The following is a 15,027-nucleotide window of genomic DNA, read 5'->3' as shown; positions in this document are numbered from 1 at the left end:
AAACACTATGTACTTGACGCCTCAGCATGTCTTGCTTGCAGGAGCCACCGGCCTGACCGGTGAACATCTACTTGACCGGCTACTCAACGAGCCGACGATCAGCCGTGTATTGGCACCCTCACGCAGGCCATTGGCCAAGCATCCTCACCTGGAAAACCCGGTGGGCGACCCCGAAGTCTTATTTCCAAAGCTAAGCGGACGCGTCGATATCGCTTTCTGCTGTCTGGGTACCACGATCAAAAAGGCTGGCTCCGAGAAAGCCTTCCGTGCGGTGGACTTCGACATGGTCGTGGCCTTCGGCAAACGCGCCCGGGAAATGGGCGCACGCCATCTGATCGTGATCAGTGCCATCGGCGCCGATCGGAGGTCCTCGGCACTCTACAACCGAGTCAAAGGCGAAATGGAATATGCCTTGAAGGCCCAGAACTGGCCGCAGTTGACCATTGTCCGTCCTTCCCTGTTGCTGGGTGAGCGTCTGGAACCGCGCCTGGCCGAACAACTGGCAGCACCATTTTCCAGACTGTTACCCGGCAAGTACCACGGCATCGAAGCCTGCCAACTGGCCCGAGCCATGTGGCGCCTGGCACTGGAAGAACAGGATGGCGTGCGAATCGTCGAGTCGGATGAGTTGCGCAGGCTGGGTAAATAAGATCAAAAGATCGCAGCCTGCGGCAGCTCCTACATTGACCGCGTACACCCGTAGGAGCTGCCGATAGGCTGTGATCTTTTAGCGGCTACAACCCACCCGTCGCCTGAAACTCAACCCCAATCACCGTCAACAACGACAACGGCAACAGCAGGGTGTCGAGCAAGGCGCTGGCCGGCAGGTCGACGCCGGGATAGCTCGGCGCTTCAGCGCCGAAACGGTCCATGGCACAACACCCGCCCTGCATCGCATACAAATCCAGGCGCGTGCCCGAATACACGACCGGCGCCCCCGGCTTGGCAGCATCCAGGGTTCGGGCCGTGGCACAACCGGCCAACTGCAGGGCCAGGACCAGGCTCAGTAGTTTATTCATCGCTGCTCAAATGGTGTTCACCCCAACGCGGCAGCATGTCTTGCGGGATGTTCAGCCGATTGAGAATCCGCGCCACCACGAAATCGACCAGGTCGTCGATGGTCTGCGGCTGGTGATAGAAGCCCGGCGAAGCTGGCAGGATGGTCACACCCATGTTCGACAGCTTGAGCATGTTTTCCAGGTGAATGCTGGAATACGGTGCTTCGCGAGGCACCAGAATCAGCTGACGACGCTCCTTCAACGTGACGTCCGCGGCGCGCTCGATCAGGTTGTTGCATGCGCCGCTGGCGATTGCCGCCAGGGTACCGGTGGAGCATGGCACCACGACCATCGCACTCGGCGAGCCAGAACCGGAGGCTACCGGTGACATCCAGTCTTCCTTGCCATACACGCGAATCTGCCCGGCGGCGGCACCGGTGTATTCAGTGAGGAAGGCCTGCATCATCTGGGGTTTTGGCGGCAGCAAGACGTCGGTCTCGGTGGCCATCACCAATTGGGCGGCTTTCGAGATCAGGAAATGCACCTCGCGATCCTCACGCACCAGACAGTCGAGCAGGCGCAAACCGTATTGCGCGCCGGAGGCGCCAGTCATCGCCAGGGTGATGCGTTCCGGGCCGTTGTTCATTGCAGCGCCTCGGCCAGTTTGCCGTGCAGGCCGCCGAAGCCGCCATTGCTCATGATCACCACGTGGGTGCCGGGTTGAGCCTGGCATTTCACCCGCTCGATGATGCCTTCCAACGAATCACTGACGATCGACGGTACCGTGCACAGTGCCGCGGTTGCGCCCAGGTCCCAACCAAGGTTGGCCGGCGCATACCAGATCACCTGATCGGCATCGACCACGCTTTCCGGCAAGCCATCACGGTGCGCGCCAAGCTTCATGGAATTGGAGCGCGGCTCGATAATTGCGATCAGCGGTGCGTCGCCGATGCGTTTACGCAGGCCATCAAGGGTGGTGGCAATCGCCGTCGGGTGATGGGCAAAGTCGTCGTAAATGGTGATGCCGTGGACTTCAGCCACCTTCTCCATCCGGCGCTTGACGCTTTTGAACGCGCTCAACGCGGCGATACCCATGGCCGGCACCACGCCGACATGCCTGGCGGCTGCCAGGGTAGCCAGGGCGTTGGCGACGTTGTGCTGACCGGTCATGTCCCAATCGACCACGCCTTGAGCCACGCCGTCGAACATCACTTCAAACTTCGAGCCATCTGCGCTGAGCAGTTTGACCTGCCATTGTCCGCCGGCCCCAGTGGTTTGCACCGGGGTCCAGCAACCCATGTCGATGACTCGCTGCAGCGCCGGCTCAGTGGTCGGATGGATCACCAGCCCTTCGCTCGGAATAGTCCGCACCAAGTGGTGGAACTGTCGCTCGATGGCTGGAAGATCGGGGAAGATATCCGCATGATCGAACTCAAGATTGTTCAGGATCGCCGTGCGTGGGCGGTAGTGAACGAACTTCGAGCGCTTGTCGAAAAAGGCGCTGTCATATTCATCGGCCTCGATCACAAAGAATGGCGTATCGCCCAAACGCGCTGACACCGCAAAGTTCTGCGGCACACCACCGATCAGGAAGCCCGGGCTCATGCCGGCATGCTCCAGCACCCAGGCCAGCATGCTGCTGGTGGTGGTCTTGCCGTGCGTACCGGCTACCGCCAGCACCCAGCGACCTTGCAGCACATGGTCGGCCAGCCATTGCGGACCGGAAACGTACGGCAGGCCTTTGTTCAAGACGTACTCGACCGCCGGATTGCCGCGAGACATGGCATTGCCGATCACCACCAGATCCGGAGCCGGATCAAGCTGGGCGGGATCATATCCCTGAGTCAGCTCAATACCCTGCGCCTGCAACTGGGTGCTCATCGGCGGATAGACGTTGGCATCGGAGCCGGTCACGCGATGGCCCAGCTCTTTGGCCAGAACTGCCATCGAACCCATGAAGGTGCCGCAAATACCAAGAATATGAATGTGCATAGTCGACCTCGTAAAACATCGAGGCAGGTTAGCGTAGGGTGGAAAAATTCGCACTCTTTAGTAAGCGTGACGCGTCCCCCTGTGGCGAGGGGGCTTGCCCCCGCTCGGCTGCGAAGCAGTCGTAAAATCAGTCGACTCGGTACTTACTGTAAGATTGAGTCGCCTGATTTGGGACTTGCCCGCTCCCACAAAATCAACGGCACCGTTCTACCGCGCGATCCCATGCTTGCGCAGCTTTCTATAAAGCGTATTGCGGCTGACCCCCAACTGCTCGGCGGTATGAGTCATGTGCCAGCGCTGTTGCTCCAGGGTATTGAGCAACGCCAGGCGTTCGGCGTCGTCCAGCGGGCGCTCTGAAGGCTCGTCGACGGCCATCAGCAGCGGAGCCGGACGGCTTTGACGGATCATCACCGGCAAATCCTCGAAGCCGATCCGCTCGTCCTCGCACAGCGCCGCCAACGTACGCAGCACGTTGCGCAATTGCCGCACATTGCCCGGCCAGGCGAAGTCCAGCAGCGCCTGGCGCGCTGGCCCGTCGAGCAGAACGTTTTGTTCGCCGGCCTCTTCGGCCAGCAGGAAGTCCAGTAACTGCGACTTGTCGCTGCGCTCACGCAACGCCGGCAAGGCGATTTCAAGGCCGTTGAGCCGGTAGTACAAATCCTCGCGAAAACTGCCGTCCTGCACTCGTTCGAGCAAGTTACGGTGGGTCGCGCTGATGATTCGCACGTCGACCGCCTGCGGCTCGCCGCCGATGGGCACCACCAGCCGATCCTCCAGAACCCTTAATAGACGGGTCTGCAACGCCAGCGGCATGTCGCCGATTTCATCGAGGAACAAGGTGCCGCCATCGGCCTGCTGCAACTTGCCGCGCATGCCTTCCTTGCGCGCGCCGGTAAAACTGCCGCCGCGATAGCCGAACAGTTCACTCTCGATCAGGCTTTCCGGAATCGCCGCGCAATTGAGCGCAACGAAGGCTTTATCCGTTCGCTGGCTGGCCTGGTGCACGGCCTTGGCGAAGGCTTCTTTGCCGGAGCCGGTTTCGCCATTGATCAGCAGCGGCACATCACGTTCGAACACCCGCAAGGCTTTGCGGAAGTCGTTTTGCAGCGCCGCATCGCCGAGGCAGATGCCGGACAGCCGGACACGCTCGGTGACCAGCGGAGCTGAAATAACCGGGGTCGGCACGCTGCGCGGCTGACCGCGCAACAGCGCGAACAAGCCGCGCCCGTCGCGGGTGCGCAGCGGCCAACTGGCGCTGGCGTTCACACTGGCGCGACCCAGCAGCTCATCCAGGGAGCAATCGAAAAAGGCCTCCACCGGCTTGCCCAGCAACCCACCACGCACATGCCCCAGCAGGTTCAAGGCGCTCTGATTGACTGCACTGATCCGCCCCTCGCCGTCAAACGCCAACAATCCTTCGCTGAACAGTCCCACGGACTCGGCCTGCAAATGAAAGCGCAGCAACCATTGATTGTCGAAGTAGCGCAGGAAATAACAGCTTTCGATCATCTTCGCCGAGAGGTTGACCAGCGCCATGGTATGGAATTGGCTCTGACGCGAGACTTCATGGCGCGCCGACGACACATCAAGCACCGCCAGCAGCTCACCATGGGGATCGAACACCGGGCTCGCCGAGCAGGTCAGCCCGGTGTGGCGACCGCGAAAATGTTCGTCCTGATGGATGGTCAGTGACTGGCGCTCCACCAAGCAGGTACCGATACCGTTGGTACCTTCGCAGGCCTCGCTCCAGTCCGCACCGAGCCAGAGCCCGGCACGTTCGAAAATCTTCCGCTCGGCGGGCGCGGTGACACAGTTGAGGATCACCCCACGGGAATCGGTCAGCAGCACGGCATGGCCGGCACCGGAGAGTTGCTGATGCAGGCTGGCCATTTCGTTGCCGGCGATCTGCAGCACCTGCTGCAAGCGCTCGCGGCTTTCCAGCACCCGCCCATGCTCGAGCACCGTCGGCGCGATGCTCAGGGCCGGGTCGAGGTGATAGTCCTCGAGGCAGCGCAACCAGGAACGGGCGATGGACGGATCGCTACCGGGGCCATGCAAGTGGGTTTTGCCCTGAGTCACGGTCAGCACCTGCTGGGCGTGCCGACTCAGATGATTGTTGTGCATTTCTTATTGTTCTCCCGGCAGAGCCTGGCTCGCTCCGTGTAGCAGCTGCCGAAGGCTGCGTTCGGCCGCGAAGCGGTCGTGAAACCTGAATCCCACATCTAACTGAAAAACCGAGATCAACCCTATTACGAGCGCTTCGCACTCGAACGCAGCCTTCGGCAGCTGCTACAAAAGCGAAGCAATCGAGAGGGGCCCAGCATCCTCCAGCCTCCGACGCATTGCAATCCCGGCTCGACCTATGAGTCACAGGCTGTACCGCTTATGGCACAAAGTGTCACCCAGGCCGTGCCACAACTGTCACAGCGAAGGCCCAACCCTCTCCCGGGCAACTCGTAACCTATTGATTTTATTACCCTGCAAAGCACTGGCCCGACCTTTGCTCTACGCTTATATAAGCGCTACAGCGCGTCCTCCCCAATAACAAAAGCCAGGAGATACCCACCATGCGTTACGCTCACCCCGGTACTGAAGGCGCAATCGTTTCGTTCAAGAGCAAATACGGTAACTACATCGGCGGCGAATTCGTCGCGCCTGTCAAAGGTCAGTACTTCACCAACACCTCGCCGGTAAACGGCCAACCTATCGCAGAATTCCCGCGCTCCACCGCCGAAGATATCGACAAAGCGCTGGACGCCGCCCATGCCGTCGCCGAGGCCTGGGGCAGTACTTCGGCTCAGGCTCGCTCGCTGGTCCTGCTGAAAATCGCCGACCGCATCGAACAGAACCTGGAAGTCCTAGCGGTCAGCGAATCCTGGGACAACGGCAAAGCCGTGCGCGAAACCCTGAACGCCGACATCCCGTTGGCCGCGGACCACTTCCGCTACTTCGCCGGCTGCATTCGCGCCCAGGAAGGCAGCGCCGCGGAAATCGACGGCAATACCGTGGCTTATCACATTCATGAACCACTGGGCGTAGTCGGGCAGATCATCCCCTGGAACTTCCCGATCCTGATGGCCGCCTGGAAACTCGCCCCGGCCCTGGCTGCCGGTAACTGTGTGGTGCTCAAACCTGCAGAACAAACCCCGCTGGGCATCACCGTGCTGATGGAGCTGATCGGCGACCTGCTGCCGCCGGGCGTGCTGAACGTGGTGCAAGGCTTCGGCCGTGAAGCCGGTGAAGCCCTGGCCACCAGCAAGCGCATCGCCAAGATCGCGTTCACCGGCTCGACCCCGGTCGGCTCGCACATCATGAAATGCGCCGCCGAGAACATCATTCCGTCCACCGTTGAACTGGGCGGCAAGTCGCCGAACATCTTCTTCGAAGACATCATGCAAGCCGAACCGACCTTCATCGAGAAGGCCGCCGAAGGCCTGGTGCTGGCGTTCTTCAACCAGGGCGAAGTCTGCACTTGCCCATCACGGGCGCTGGTACAAGAGTCGATCTACGACGACTTCATGAAAGTGGTGATGAAGAAGGTCCTGCAAATCAAACGTGGCGACCCGCTGGACACCGACACCATGGTCGGCGCCCAAGCGTCCGAGCAGCAATTCGACAAGATCCTGTCCTACCTGGAAATCGCCAAGGGTGAAGGCGCCGAACTGCTGACCGGCGGCAAGGTGGAAAAACTCGAGGGCAACCTGGCGACCGGGTATTACATCCAGCCGACCCTGCTCAAGGGCACCAACAAAATGCGGGTGTTCCAGGAAGAAATCTTCGGCCCGGTGGTGAGCATCACCACCTTCAAGGACGAAGCCGAAGCCCTGGCGATTGCCAACGACACCGAGTTCGGCCTGGGTGCCGGTCTCTGGACCCGCGACATCAACCGCGCCTACCGCATGGGCCGGGCGATCAAGGCCGGTCGCGTCTGGACCAACTGCTACCACCTGTACCCGGCGCACGCCGCGTTCGGCGGCTACAAGAAGTCCGGCGTCGGTCGTGAAACCCACAAGATGATGCTCGACCACTATCAGCAGACCAAAAACCTGCTGGTGAGCTACGACATCAATCCACTGGGCTTCTTCTAAGCAAGCCCGCGAGGGCGATGCAGGATGCTGTATCGCCCTCAGGATTGCCTTTGCGAGCAAGCTCGCTCCTGTGGGAGCGGCGGTGCGGCGATCCGACTTGCCCGCGAAAGCGATCTTCCAGGCAGCAAAGATTCAACCCCGCTACACCGATCCGCCCAAAAAGGTCGGACAAAACAATAAAAACAGGTGAACTGCTATGCCTAGCGAACCTATCGGCGCCCCGGCGGCCGGCTCTTCCGTCGACTTTGAAAAAGTCGGCTCCGAATACTTTCAGCAACGCGAATTGAAAAAAGGTGCCGCAGGCTGGGTCCTGCTGGTCGGCCTGGGCGTTGCCTATGTGATTTCCGGTGACTATGCCGGCTGGAACTTCGGCCTGGCGCAAGGCGGTTGGGGCGGGATGTTTCTCGCCACCCTGCTGATGGCCACCATGTACCTGTGCATGTGCTTCTCGCTCGCCGAGTTGTCCTCGATGATTCCCACCGCAGGCGGCGGTTACGGCTTTGCCCGCAGCGCCTTCGGCCCCTGGGGCGGTTTCCTGACCGGCACGGCGATTCTTATCGAGTACGCCATCGCGCCCGCGGCGATCGCGGTTTTCATCGGTGCCTATTGCGAGTCGCTGTTTGGTATCGGCGGCTGGATGATCTATCTGGCGTTCTACATCATCTTCATCGGCATCCATATATTCGGGGTCGGTGAAGCGCTCAAGCTGATGTTCATCATCACCGCCGTGGCGGCCATTGCCCTCGCGGTGTTCCTGATGGCGATGGTCCCGCACTTCAGCGTCGCCAATCTGCTGGACATTCCGGTCACCAATGCCAAAGGCGCCAGCAGCTTCCTGCCGTTCGGTTATGTGGGTGTGTGGGCGGCGATCCCCTACGCGATCTGGTTTTTCCTGGCCGTCGAAGGCGTGCCACTGGCGGCCGAAGAAACCAAAAACCCGAAACGCGACCTGCCACGCGGCTTGATCGGCGCGATGCTGGTGCTGGTGAGCTTTGCCTTGCTGATTCTGGTGATCGGTCCCGGCGGCGCCGGTGCCAATGCACTGATGACGTCCGGCAATCCCTTGGTGGAAGCCCTGTCCAAAGCCTATGGCGGTTCGACCTGGATGGGCCACTTCGTCAACCTGGTGGGCCTGGCCGGCTTGATCGCCAGTTTCTTCTCGATCATTTACGCCTACTCGCGGCAGATTTTTGCCCTGTCCCGCGCCGGCTACCTGCCGCGCAAGCTGTCCGAGACCAACAAAAGCAAAGCACCGGTATTGGCACTGATCATCCCCGGCATCATCGGTTTCGGCCTGTCGCTGACCGGCCAGGGCGATTTGCTGATTCTGGTGGCCGTATTCGGCGCAACCATCTCCTACGTGCTGATGATGGCCGCCCACATCACCCTGCGCATTCGCCGCCCCAAAATGGAGCGCCCATACCGTACACCGGGTGGCATCTTTACCTCCGGCGTGGCCCTGGTGCTGGCCTGTGTCGCGGTGGTGGCGGGGTTCCTGGTCGATCCACGGGTGGTCATTGGTGCGGTGATCATCTATGGAGTATTAATTGCTTACTTTGCCTTCTACAGTCGTCACCACTTGGTAGCAGGCACGCCGGAAGAAGAATTCGCGGCCATTCAGAAAGCTGAAAAAGCCCTGCACTAAACGCCGAAAACCACGACGCAGGCACTGACTGCGTCGTCATGGAGAACCTGTATGGCAAGTTTTTCCCACTCGGTCGGCACCCAGACCTATCGCTTCGACAGCCTCAAGGAGGTCATGGCCAAAGCCAGCCCGGCCCGCTCTGGAGACTTTCTGGCCGGTGTCGCCGCGCTCAACGATGGCGAACGGGTCGCCGCGCAGATGGCCCTGGCCAATATCGAACTCAAGCACTTTCTCGAAGAGATGCTGATCCCCTATGAAGCCGATGAAGTGACCCGGCTGATCATCGACAGCCACGATGCAGCCGCTTTTTGCGCAGTCAGTCACCTCACCGTCGGCGGTTTCCGCGACTGGCTGCTCAGTGATGCAGCCGACGAGCAAAGCCTGCGCGCCCTGGCACCGGGCCTGACGCCGGAAATGGTCGCCGCCGTGTCGAAGATCATGCGCGTGCAAGACCTGGTGCTGGTGGCGCAGAAGATTCGTGTGGTGACCCAATTCCGCGGCACCATGGGCCTGCGCGGGCGCCTGTCGACCCGCCTGCAACCGAACCACCCGACCGACGAACCGGCCGGAATCGCCGCGAGCATCCTCGACGGCCTGCTCTACGGCAACGGCGACGCGATGATCGGGATCAACCCGGCCACCGACAGCACTTCCTCGATCTGCGCCATGCTGGAAATGCTCGACGCGATCATCCAGCGCTACGAAATCCCCACCCAGGCCTGCGTACTGACACACGTCACCACCTCCATCGAGGCGATCAACCGCGGCATACCGCTGGATCTGGTGTTCCAGTCGATTGCCGGCACCGAAGCGGCCAACGCCAGTTTCGGGATCAATCTGAATCTCCTGCAGGAAGGCTACGACGCCGGCTTGAGCCTCAATCGCGGAACGCTGGGGCAGAACCTGATGTATTTCGAGACCGGCCAGGGCAGCGCGCTGTCGGCCAACGCCCACCATGGCATCGACCAGCAAACCTGCGAAACCCGCGCCTACGCCGTGGCACGGCACTTCAAGCCGTTCCTGGTAAACACCGTGGTCGGCTTCATCGGTCCGGAATACCTCTATAACGGCAAGCAGATCATCCGCGCCGGGCTGGAAGATCACTTCTGCGGCAAGTTGTTGGGCGTACCTATGGGCTGCGACATCTGCTACACCAACCATGCCGAGGCCGACCAGGACGACATGGACACCCTGCTGACCCTGCTCGGCGTGGCGGGAATCAACTTCATCATGGGCATTCCCGGCTCCGACGACATCATGCTCAATTACCAGACCACCTCGTTCCACGACGCGCTCTATGCCCGGCAGACCCTGGGCCTCAAGCCGGCGCCGGAATTCGAGCAATGGCTGGCAAAAATGGGCATCTTTACTCAAACGGATGGCAAAGTGCAGTTTGGCAACAGCCTGCCGCCGGCCTTCCGCCAAGCCATGGCGCAACTGGGATGAATGATCGAGTGATGGATAAGCCCCCTACCGACAACCAGAACCCCTGGCTGGAACTGCGCCGCCTGACCCCGGCCCGAATCGCCCTCGGCCGCACCGGCACCAGCATGCCGACTGCTGCGCAGCTGGATTTCCAGTACGCACACGCGCAGGCCCGGGATGCGGTGCACCTCCCCTTCGATCACGCGGGCCTGGGCACGCAACTGGCCGAGCGTGGGCGCGACAGCCTGTTGCTGCACAGCGCAGCTACCGATCGCAACAGCTACCTGCAACGCCCCGACCTCGGCCGACGGCTGAGCGACGACTCGGCGCAGAAGTTGCGCGAGCATGCCCAGGTCAATCCCGGCGGCATTGACCTGGCGGTGGTAGTCGCCGATGGTTTGTCAGCGCTGGCCGTGCATCGCCATACCCTGCCGTTTCTGGCTCGTCTGGAAGAACAGGCCCAGGCCGAAGGCTGGTCGCTGTCACCGGTCATCCTGGTGGAACAGGGCCGGGTCGCGGTGGCCGATGAAATCGGCGAGCTGCTCGGCGCCAGGATGGTAGTGATCCTGATCGGCGAACGCCCCGGCCTCAGCTCGCCGGACAGCCTCGGCCTGTATTTCACCTACGAGCCCAAGGTCGGCCTGACCGACGCCTACCGCAACTGCATTTCCAATGTACGGCTGGAAGGGCTGAGTTACGGCATGGCCGCCCATCGCCTGCTGTATTTGATGCGCGAAGCCTGTCGCCGGCAGCTTTCCGGGGTCAATTTGAAAGACGATACACAGATTCAGACGCTGGATTCAGACACTTCCACCCACTCAAATGGCAACTTCCTACTCTCAAAACCGCTATAAATGGCAGTATCCTGATTGCGCTTTTTGTAGGCTTTAGGCAGCATCGGATCACGGCTACCCGAGTAATGATCCGTCTGCCGTCACTCCCACTTGAAGTTGAGGCCTGCCATGCGCATTACTCAAGCGACGCTGGAACACCTGGATCTGCTGACTCCCTTATTCGTCAAATACCGTGAGTTCTATGGTTCGCTGGCGTATCCCGACTCCTCCCGAGCCTTTCTCGAAAAGCGCCTGCGACGCAAGGAATCGGTGATCTACCTGGCCTTGTCCGATGAAGACAACAGCAAGTTGCTGGGCTTTTGCCAGCTGTACCCGAGTTTTTCCTCCCTGTCGCTGAAACGCGTGTGGATCCTCAACGATATTTATGTCGCCGAAGAGTCCCGTCGACAGCTGGTGGCCGATAACTTGATCCGCGCCGCAAAAAAAATGGCCAAGGAAACCCATGCCGTGCGCATGCGGGTATCCACCAGCAGCAACAACGAAGTGGCGCAGAAAACCTACGAATCCATCGGTTTTCGCGAAGACACCGAGTTCAAGAACTACATACTGCCTATCAGCGACGATTAAAACGCAATCCCTGTGGCTGAGGCGGATTTCTGTGGTGAGTGGGGCTTTTTGTGGCGAGGGGGCTTGCCCCCTCACCACAGCAAGCTCCCTCGCCACAAAGGTATGTCCAACACCTTCAAATCCCTGAAAGCCCTACCCCGCCGCCCCCAGGCGAAATCCCCCGCTACACTCTCGACACGCAACTCACCTCACAGACCGTATAATGCCGACCCTTGCAGCCTGTAAGAAAAATTACAGCGCTCTGTAGCCACCTATTTCGAAGCCTTCGCACGGATCTGCCGAGGCGGGCCATCACCACAGGTACCCTCCATGGATTTCAACCCGCTCGACCTTATCCTGCATCTCGACGTGTATCTCGATTTGCTGGTAACCAACTACGGGTCATGGATCTACGCCATCCTGTTTCTAGTGATCTTCTGCGAAACCGGTCTGGTGGTGATGCCGTTCCTGCCTGGCGATTCGCTGCTGTTCATCGCCGGAGCCGTAGCAGCAGGCGGCGGCATGGACCCGGTATTGCTGGCGGGCCTGTTGATGGTGGCGGCGATCCTTGGTGACAGCACCAACTATATAATTGGCCGAACGGTCGGCGAACGCCTGTTCAGTAATCCCGACTCGAAAATCTTCCGCCGCGACTATTTGCAGCAAACCCACGATTTCTATGACAAGCATGGCGGCAAGACAGTAACGCTTGCGCGTTTCATGCCGATCATTCGGACCTTCGCGCCGTTCGTCGCCGGCGTGGCGAAGATGCCCTACCCACGATTCCTTGCTTTCAGCGTTGCCGGCACCCTCCTCTGGGTTGGCGGGCTGGTGACACTCGGCTTCTTCTTCGGCAATGTCCCGTTCATCAAGCAGAACCTGTCGCTGCTGGTCGTAGGCATTATCCTGGTGTCGTTGCTGCCGATGATTATCGGCATCGTCCGCAGCCGCCTGGCCAACGCAGCCTCAAAGGCCGGATCGCGCTGATCCGCCCATGTGGTCACTCAATGCCTGGCGCCGGCAGCGCACGCTGGCCAAACACCCGGTTGCTGCTGAAACCTGGCAACGAGTGCATGAACACCTGCGTTTTCTCGATGGCCTGAGCGACGCCGAAGACCAATGGCTGCGCGAGTCCAGCGTGCTGTTCCTGCAAGCCAAGCACCTCACCACCCTGCCGGGTGTCGAACTTCACCAGGAGGAGCGCCTGCTGCTGGCGGCGCAGGCGCAATTGCCGCTGCTGCATCTGGGCGAACTGAACTGGTATCAGGGGTTTCACGAAATCGTGCTGTACCCGGACGACTTTCTCAGCCCACAGCGGCACCGCGATGCCGCCGGCGTCGAGCATGAGTGGGAGGGCGAACACAGCGGCGAAGCCTGGCAACGGGGGCCGGTGATTCTGGCCTGGCCCGGAGTCCTTGCCAGCGGCGGCTGGGAAGGTTACAACTTGGTTATCCACGAACTGGCGCACAAACTCGACATGCTCAACGGCGACGCCAATGGCATGCCACCACTGCACAGCGACATGCGCGCCAGCGAATGGTCATCGGTGATGCAACACGCCTACGACGACCTCAATCGCCAACTGGATCGCAATCCCGACGCCGAAACAGCAATCGATCCGTACGCTGCGCAAGATCCCGCCGAGTTCTTTGCCGTCACCAGCGAATATTTCTTCAGCGCTCCAGACCTGCTCAGTGGCGCTTATCCGCGGGTTTACCAGCAATTGCAGCTGTTTTATCGTCAGGACCCATTGGCCAGACTCAAGCAACTGCAGGCAGTCCATCCGGACTACCGGGTACACGACTAAGGTCTACACGACCTCTGGTACGTGGCATCGACGGCGGAATATGCCTATAATCGCCGCCACTTTTAGGTCAATCCGGCCAAGTCAATTGGCCAATCACGGGGGCACCGCCCAATGAGCTACAGCAAGATTCCGGCTGGCAAAGACCTGCCGAACGACATCTACGTCGCCATCGAGATTCCGGCCAACCACGCGCCGATCAAATACGAAATCGACAAAGACAGCGACTGCCTGTTCGTTGACCGTTTCATGGCCACCCCAATGTTCTACCCGGCCAACTACGGTTTCATCCCCAACACCCTGGCTGACGACGGTGACCCCCTCGACGTGCTGGTCGTGACCCCTTACCCGGTTGCTCCTGGTTCGGTGATCCGCGCACGTCCGGTCGGCATCCTGCACATGACCGACGATGGCGGCGGCGATGCCAAAGTGGTCGCAGTTCCACACGACAAGCTGTCCCAGCTGTACGTCGACGTCAAAGAGTACACCGACCTGCCAAAACTGCTGATCGAGCAGATCCAGCATTTCTTCGAGAACTACAAAGACCTCGAAAAAGGCAAATGGGTGAAGATCGAAGGTTGGGGCGACGCAGAGGCCGCTCGCACCGAGATCATGAAGTCGGTTGAAGCCTATAAAGGCTGAGCCTGCCTTCGCTCGCAAGCGTAGCAAGCTAAAAACCCCGGTTATCCGGGGTTTTTTTATGCCTTGGAAAACACAACAACTTACACAACCTCCCCAATTAAACACAAATAGTACTATTTGTTTATATCGCACTTAATACCGTCAGAAACACTAACTACTTCCTATAAAAATTGAACACTTTGTTTATTTAAACAATTATCGCTCCTCCGTAAAATCCGTCTTCATGAATACATCCGGCGATCGCTTCAAGGCACTCCTCAAAGAGGTCAATCTCAAGCCCACAGAGTTTGCAAAATTTTGCAATGCAAAGCCTCAGCACGTGAACAACTGGTACAAGCGCGGCGTGCCCCTCTGGCGTATGGACGAGTTTGCCCGGCTGTTATCCGTCAACAGCAAGTGGCTGTACACCGGCGAAGGCCCTAAATACCCCACTCACCGGCAACACACCGCTGCCTATGCGACCACGGAAACTATTGGCATTTATAAAGACCAGTTGCCGTCGGCGGATGTAGAAATCCTTTGTTATAAAGATGCTTCTACCCAAGCCGATTCAAATAAATCCATCGAAGTGTCCGGTCACAGCGTGCGTTTGCCACGCCACTATCTGGAGTCACTGGAAGTCGATCCAGACCAGGCTGTCTGCGCACCAATGATCGGCAACAGCATGGCGGAGAGGATCCAGGACGGATCCACCATCGCCATTGACCGAGGCCTGAGCCAAATCGTCGACGGCGAAATCTACGCCCTCCAGCACCACGGCAGGCTCCGGGTGAACTACCTGTACCGTCTCCCTGCTGGCGCGCTTCGACTACACAGCCACAACAACGCCCACTACCCGGATGAAATATTCAGCGCCGAACAAATCAAGGCGCAAAACATCCAGATCCTGGGCTGGGTATTCTGGTGGTCGACACTCAACAAACGCCGCCCATCCTTACCACTCAAGTAACCTTTGGGCCGCCGTTCAGCATGCGAGAGCTCTGGATTGCTCTTTGGGCTGGGAATTTTTCAAAAAAATCAGTATGCTGCGCCC

Annotated in this window: 14 protein-coding genes; 10 read left to right on the top strand and 4 right to left on the bottom strand. The window is 59.7% G+C overall.

Features of this window, described 5'->3' with window-relative positions:
- Positions 1 to 7 precede the first annotated feature (7 nt).
- Positions 8 to 649, top strand: a complete 642-nt coding sequence (locus AC3IUA_RS02845) for an oxidoreductase (protein ID WP_489359019.1) — start codon at positions 8 to 10, stop codon at positions 647 to 649.
- Between the two features lie 85 nt (positions 650 to 734).
- Here the strand turns inward: AC3IUA_RS02845 and AC3IUA_RS02840 are convergent, their stop codons facing one another.
- From AC3IUA_RS02840 to AC3IUA_RS02825, 4 genes are all read right to left on the bottom strand, one after another.
- The gene (locus AC3IUA_RS02840) at positions 735 to 1,019 is read right to left on the bottom strand and encodes a YceK/YidQ family lipoprotein (RefSeq protein WP_489359018.1); all 285 of its coding nucleotides are present in this window, start codon (positions 1,017 to 1,019) and stop codon (positions 735 to 737) included.
- Entirely contained in the window at positions 1,012 to 1,644 is a 633-nt protein-coding gene (gene ubiX / locus AC3IUA_RS02835; protein WP_489359017.1) for a flavin prenyltransferase UbiX, read from the bottom strand. Before ubiX ends, AC3IUA_RS02840 begins: the two co-directional genes overlap by 8 nt.
- Positions 1,641 to 2,990, bottom strand: coding sequence for a UDP-N-acetylmuramate:L-alanyl-gamma-D-glutamyl-meso-diaminopimelate ligase (gene mpl / locus AC3IUA_RS02830; RefSeq protein ID WP_489359016.1), 1,350 nt, complete (start codon positions 2,988 to 2,990; stop codon positions 1,641 to 1,643). Before mpl ends, ubiX begins: the two co-directional genes overlap by 4 nt.
- Before the next feature lie 207 nt (positions 2,991 to 3,197).
- Complete coding sequence (locus AC3IUA_RS02825) at positions 3,198 to 5,114, bottom strand: sigma-54-dependent Fis family transcriptional regulator (protein WP_489359015.1); 1,917 nt, start codon at positions 5,112 to 5,114, stop codon at positions 3,198 to 3,200.
- A 443-nt stretch (positions 5,115 to 5,557) separates the two neighbouring features.
- Between AC3IUA_RS02825 and exaC the strand changes: the two genes are divergently transcribed.
- From exaC to AC3IUA_RS02780, 9 genes are all read left to right on the top strand, one after another.
- The gene (gene exaC, locus AC3IUA_RS02820; protein ID WP_489359014.1) at positions 5,558 to 7,078 is read left to right on the top strand and encodes an acetaldehyde dehydrogenase ExaC; all 1,521 of its coding nucleotides are present in this window, start codon (positions 5,558 to 5,560) and stop codon (positions 7,076 to 7,078) included.
- A 196-nt stretch (positions 7,079 to 7,274) separates the two neighbouring features.
- Complete coding sequence (gene eat / locus AC3IUA_RS02815) at positions 7,275 to 8,723, top strand: ethanolamine permease (RefSeq protein ID WP_489359013.1); 1,449 nt, start codon at positions 7,275 to 7,277, stop codon at positions 8,721 to 8,723.
- Positions 8,724 to 8,774: 51 nt separating this feature from the next.
- A complete protein-coding gene (locus AC3IUA_RS02810; RefSeq protein ID WP_489359012.1) occupies positions 8,775 to 10,169 on the top strand; it encodes an ethanolamine ammonia-lyase subunit EutB in 1,395 nt (464 codons plus the stop codon).
- Positions 10,170 to 10,180: 11 nt separating this feature from the next.
- Positions 10,181 to 11,002 carry an ethanolamine ammonia-lyase subunit EutC gene (eutC, locus tag AC3IUA_RS02805; RefSeq protein WP_489359011.1) on the top strand — a complete coding sequence of 274 codons (822 nt, stop codon included), beginning with the start codon at positions 10,181 to 10,183 and terminating at the stop codon, positions 11,000 to 11,002.
- Positions 11,003 to 11,110: 108 nt separating this feature from the next.
- Positions 11,111 to 11,569 carry a GNAT family N-acetyltransferase gene (locus tag AC3IUA_RS02800; RefSeq protein ID WP_489359009.1) on the top strand — a complete coding sequence of 153 codons (459 nt, stop codon included), beginning with the start codon at positions 11,111 to 11,113 and terminating at the stop codon, positions 11,567 to 11,569.
- Positions 11,570 to 11,878: 309 nt separating this feature from the next.
- A complete protein-coding gene (locus AC3IUA_RS02795; RefSeq protein WP_489359008.1) occupies positions 11,879 to 12,535 on the top strand; it encodes a DedA family protein in 657 nt (218 codons plus the stop codon).
- Positions 12,536 to 12,542: 7 nt separating this feature from the next.
- On the top strand, positions 12,543 to 13,355 hold the full coding sequence (locus AC3IUA_RS02790) for a M90 family metallopeptidase (RefSeq protein ID WP_489359007.1): 813 nt from the start codon (positions 12,543 to 12,545) through the stop codon (positions 13,353 to 13,355).
- Between the two features lie 111 nt (positions 13,356 to 13,466).
- Entirely contained in the window at positions 13,467 to 13,994 is a 528-nt protein-coding gene (gene ppa / locus AC3IUA_RS02785; protein ID WP_489359006.1) for an inorganic diphosphatase, read from the top strand.
- A gap of 223 nt (positions 13,995 to 14,217) precedes the next feature.
- Complete coding sequence (locus AC3IUA_RS02780; protein ID WP_489359005.1) at positions 14,218 to 14,943, top strand: S24 family peptidase; 726 nt, start codon at positions 14,218 to 14,220, stop codon at positions 14,941 to 14,943.
- Positions 14,944 to 15,027: the final 84 nt, after the last annotated feature.

It is taken from the genome of Pseudomonas sp. KH_050 (assembly GCF_057838875.1).
This window is presented reverse-complemented; position numbering and strand designations above follow the sequence as displayed.

Bases quoted from the DNA above. Each gene is read 5' to 3' on its own strand.
- AC3IUA_RS02845 (WP_489359019.1), top strand. From the start codon at position 8: ATGTACTTGACGCCTCAGCATGTCTTGCTTGCAGGAGCCACCGGCCTG.
- AC3IUA_RS02840 (WP_489359018.1), bottom strand. From the start codon at position 1,019: ATGAATAAACTACTGAGCCTGGTCCTGGCCCTGCAGTTGGCCGGTTGT.
- ubiX (WP_489359017.1), bottom strand. From the start codon at position 1,644: ATGAACAACGGCCCGGAACGCATCACCCTGGCGATGACTGGCGCCTCC.
- mpl (WP_489359016.1), bottom strand. From the start codon at position 2,990: ATGCACATTCATATTCTTGGTATTTGCGGCACCTTCATGGGTTCGATG.
- AC3IUA_RS02825 (WP_489359015.1), bottom strand. From the start codon at position 5,114: ATGCACAACAATCATCTGAGTCGGCACGCCCAGCAGGTGCTGACCGTG.
- exaC (WP_489359014.1), top strand. From the start codon at position 5,558: ATGCGTTACGCTCACCCCGGTACTGAAGGCGCAATCGTTTCGTTCAAG.
- eat (WP_489359013.1), top strand. From the start codon at position 7,275: ATGCCTAGCGAACCTATCGGCGCCCCGGCGGCCGGCTCTTCCGTCGAC.
- AC3IUA_RS02810 (WP_489359012.1), top strand. From the start codon at position 8,775: ATGGCAAGTTTTTCCCACTCGGTCGGCACCCAGACCTATCGCTTCGAC.
- eutC (WP_489359011.1), top strand. From the start codon at position 10,181: ATGGATAAGCCCCCTACCGACAACCAGAACCCCTGGCTGGAACTGCGC.
- AC3IUA_RS02800 (WP_489359009.1), top strand. From the start codon at position 11,111: ATGCGCATTACTCAAGCGACGCTGGAACACCTGGATCTGCTGACTCCC.
- AC3IUA_RS02795 (WP_489359008.1), top strand. From the start codon at position 11,879: ATGGATTTCAACCCGCTCGACCTTATCCTGCATCTCGACGTGTATCTC.
- AC3IUA_RS02790 (WP_489359007.1), top strand. From the start codon at position 12,543: ATGTGGTCACTCAATGCCTGGCGCCGGCAGCGCACGCTGGCCAAACAC.
- ppa (WP_489359006.1), top strand. From the start codon at position 13,467: ATGAGCTACAGCAAGATTCCGGCTGGCAAAGACCTGCCGAACGACATC.
- AC3IUA_RS02780 (WP_489359005.1), top strand. From the start codon at position 14,218: ATGAATACATCCGGCGATCGCTTCAAGGCACTCCTCAAAGAGGTCAAT.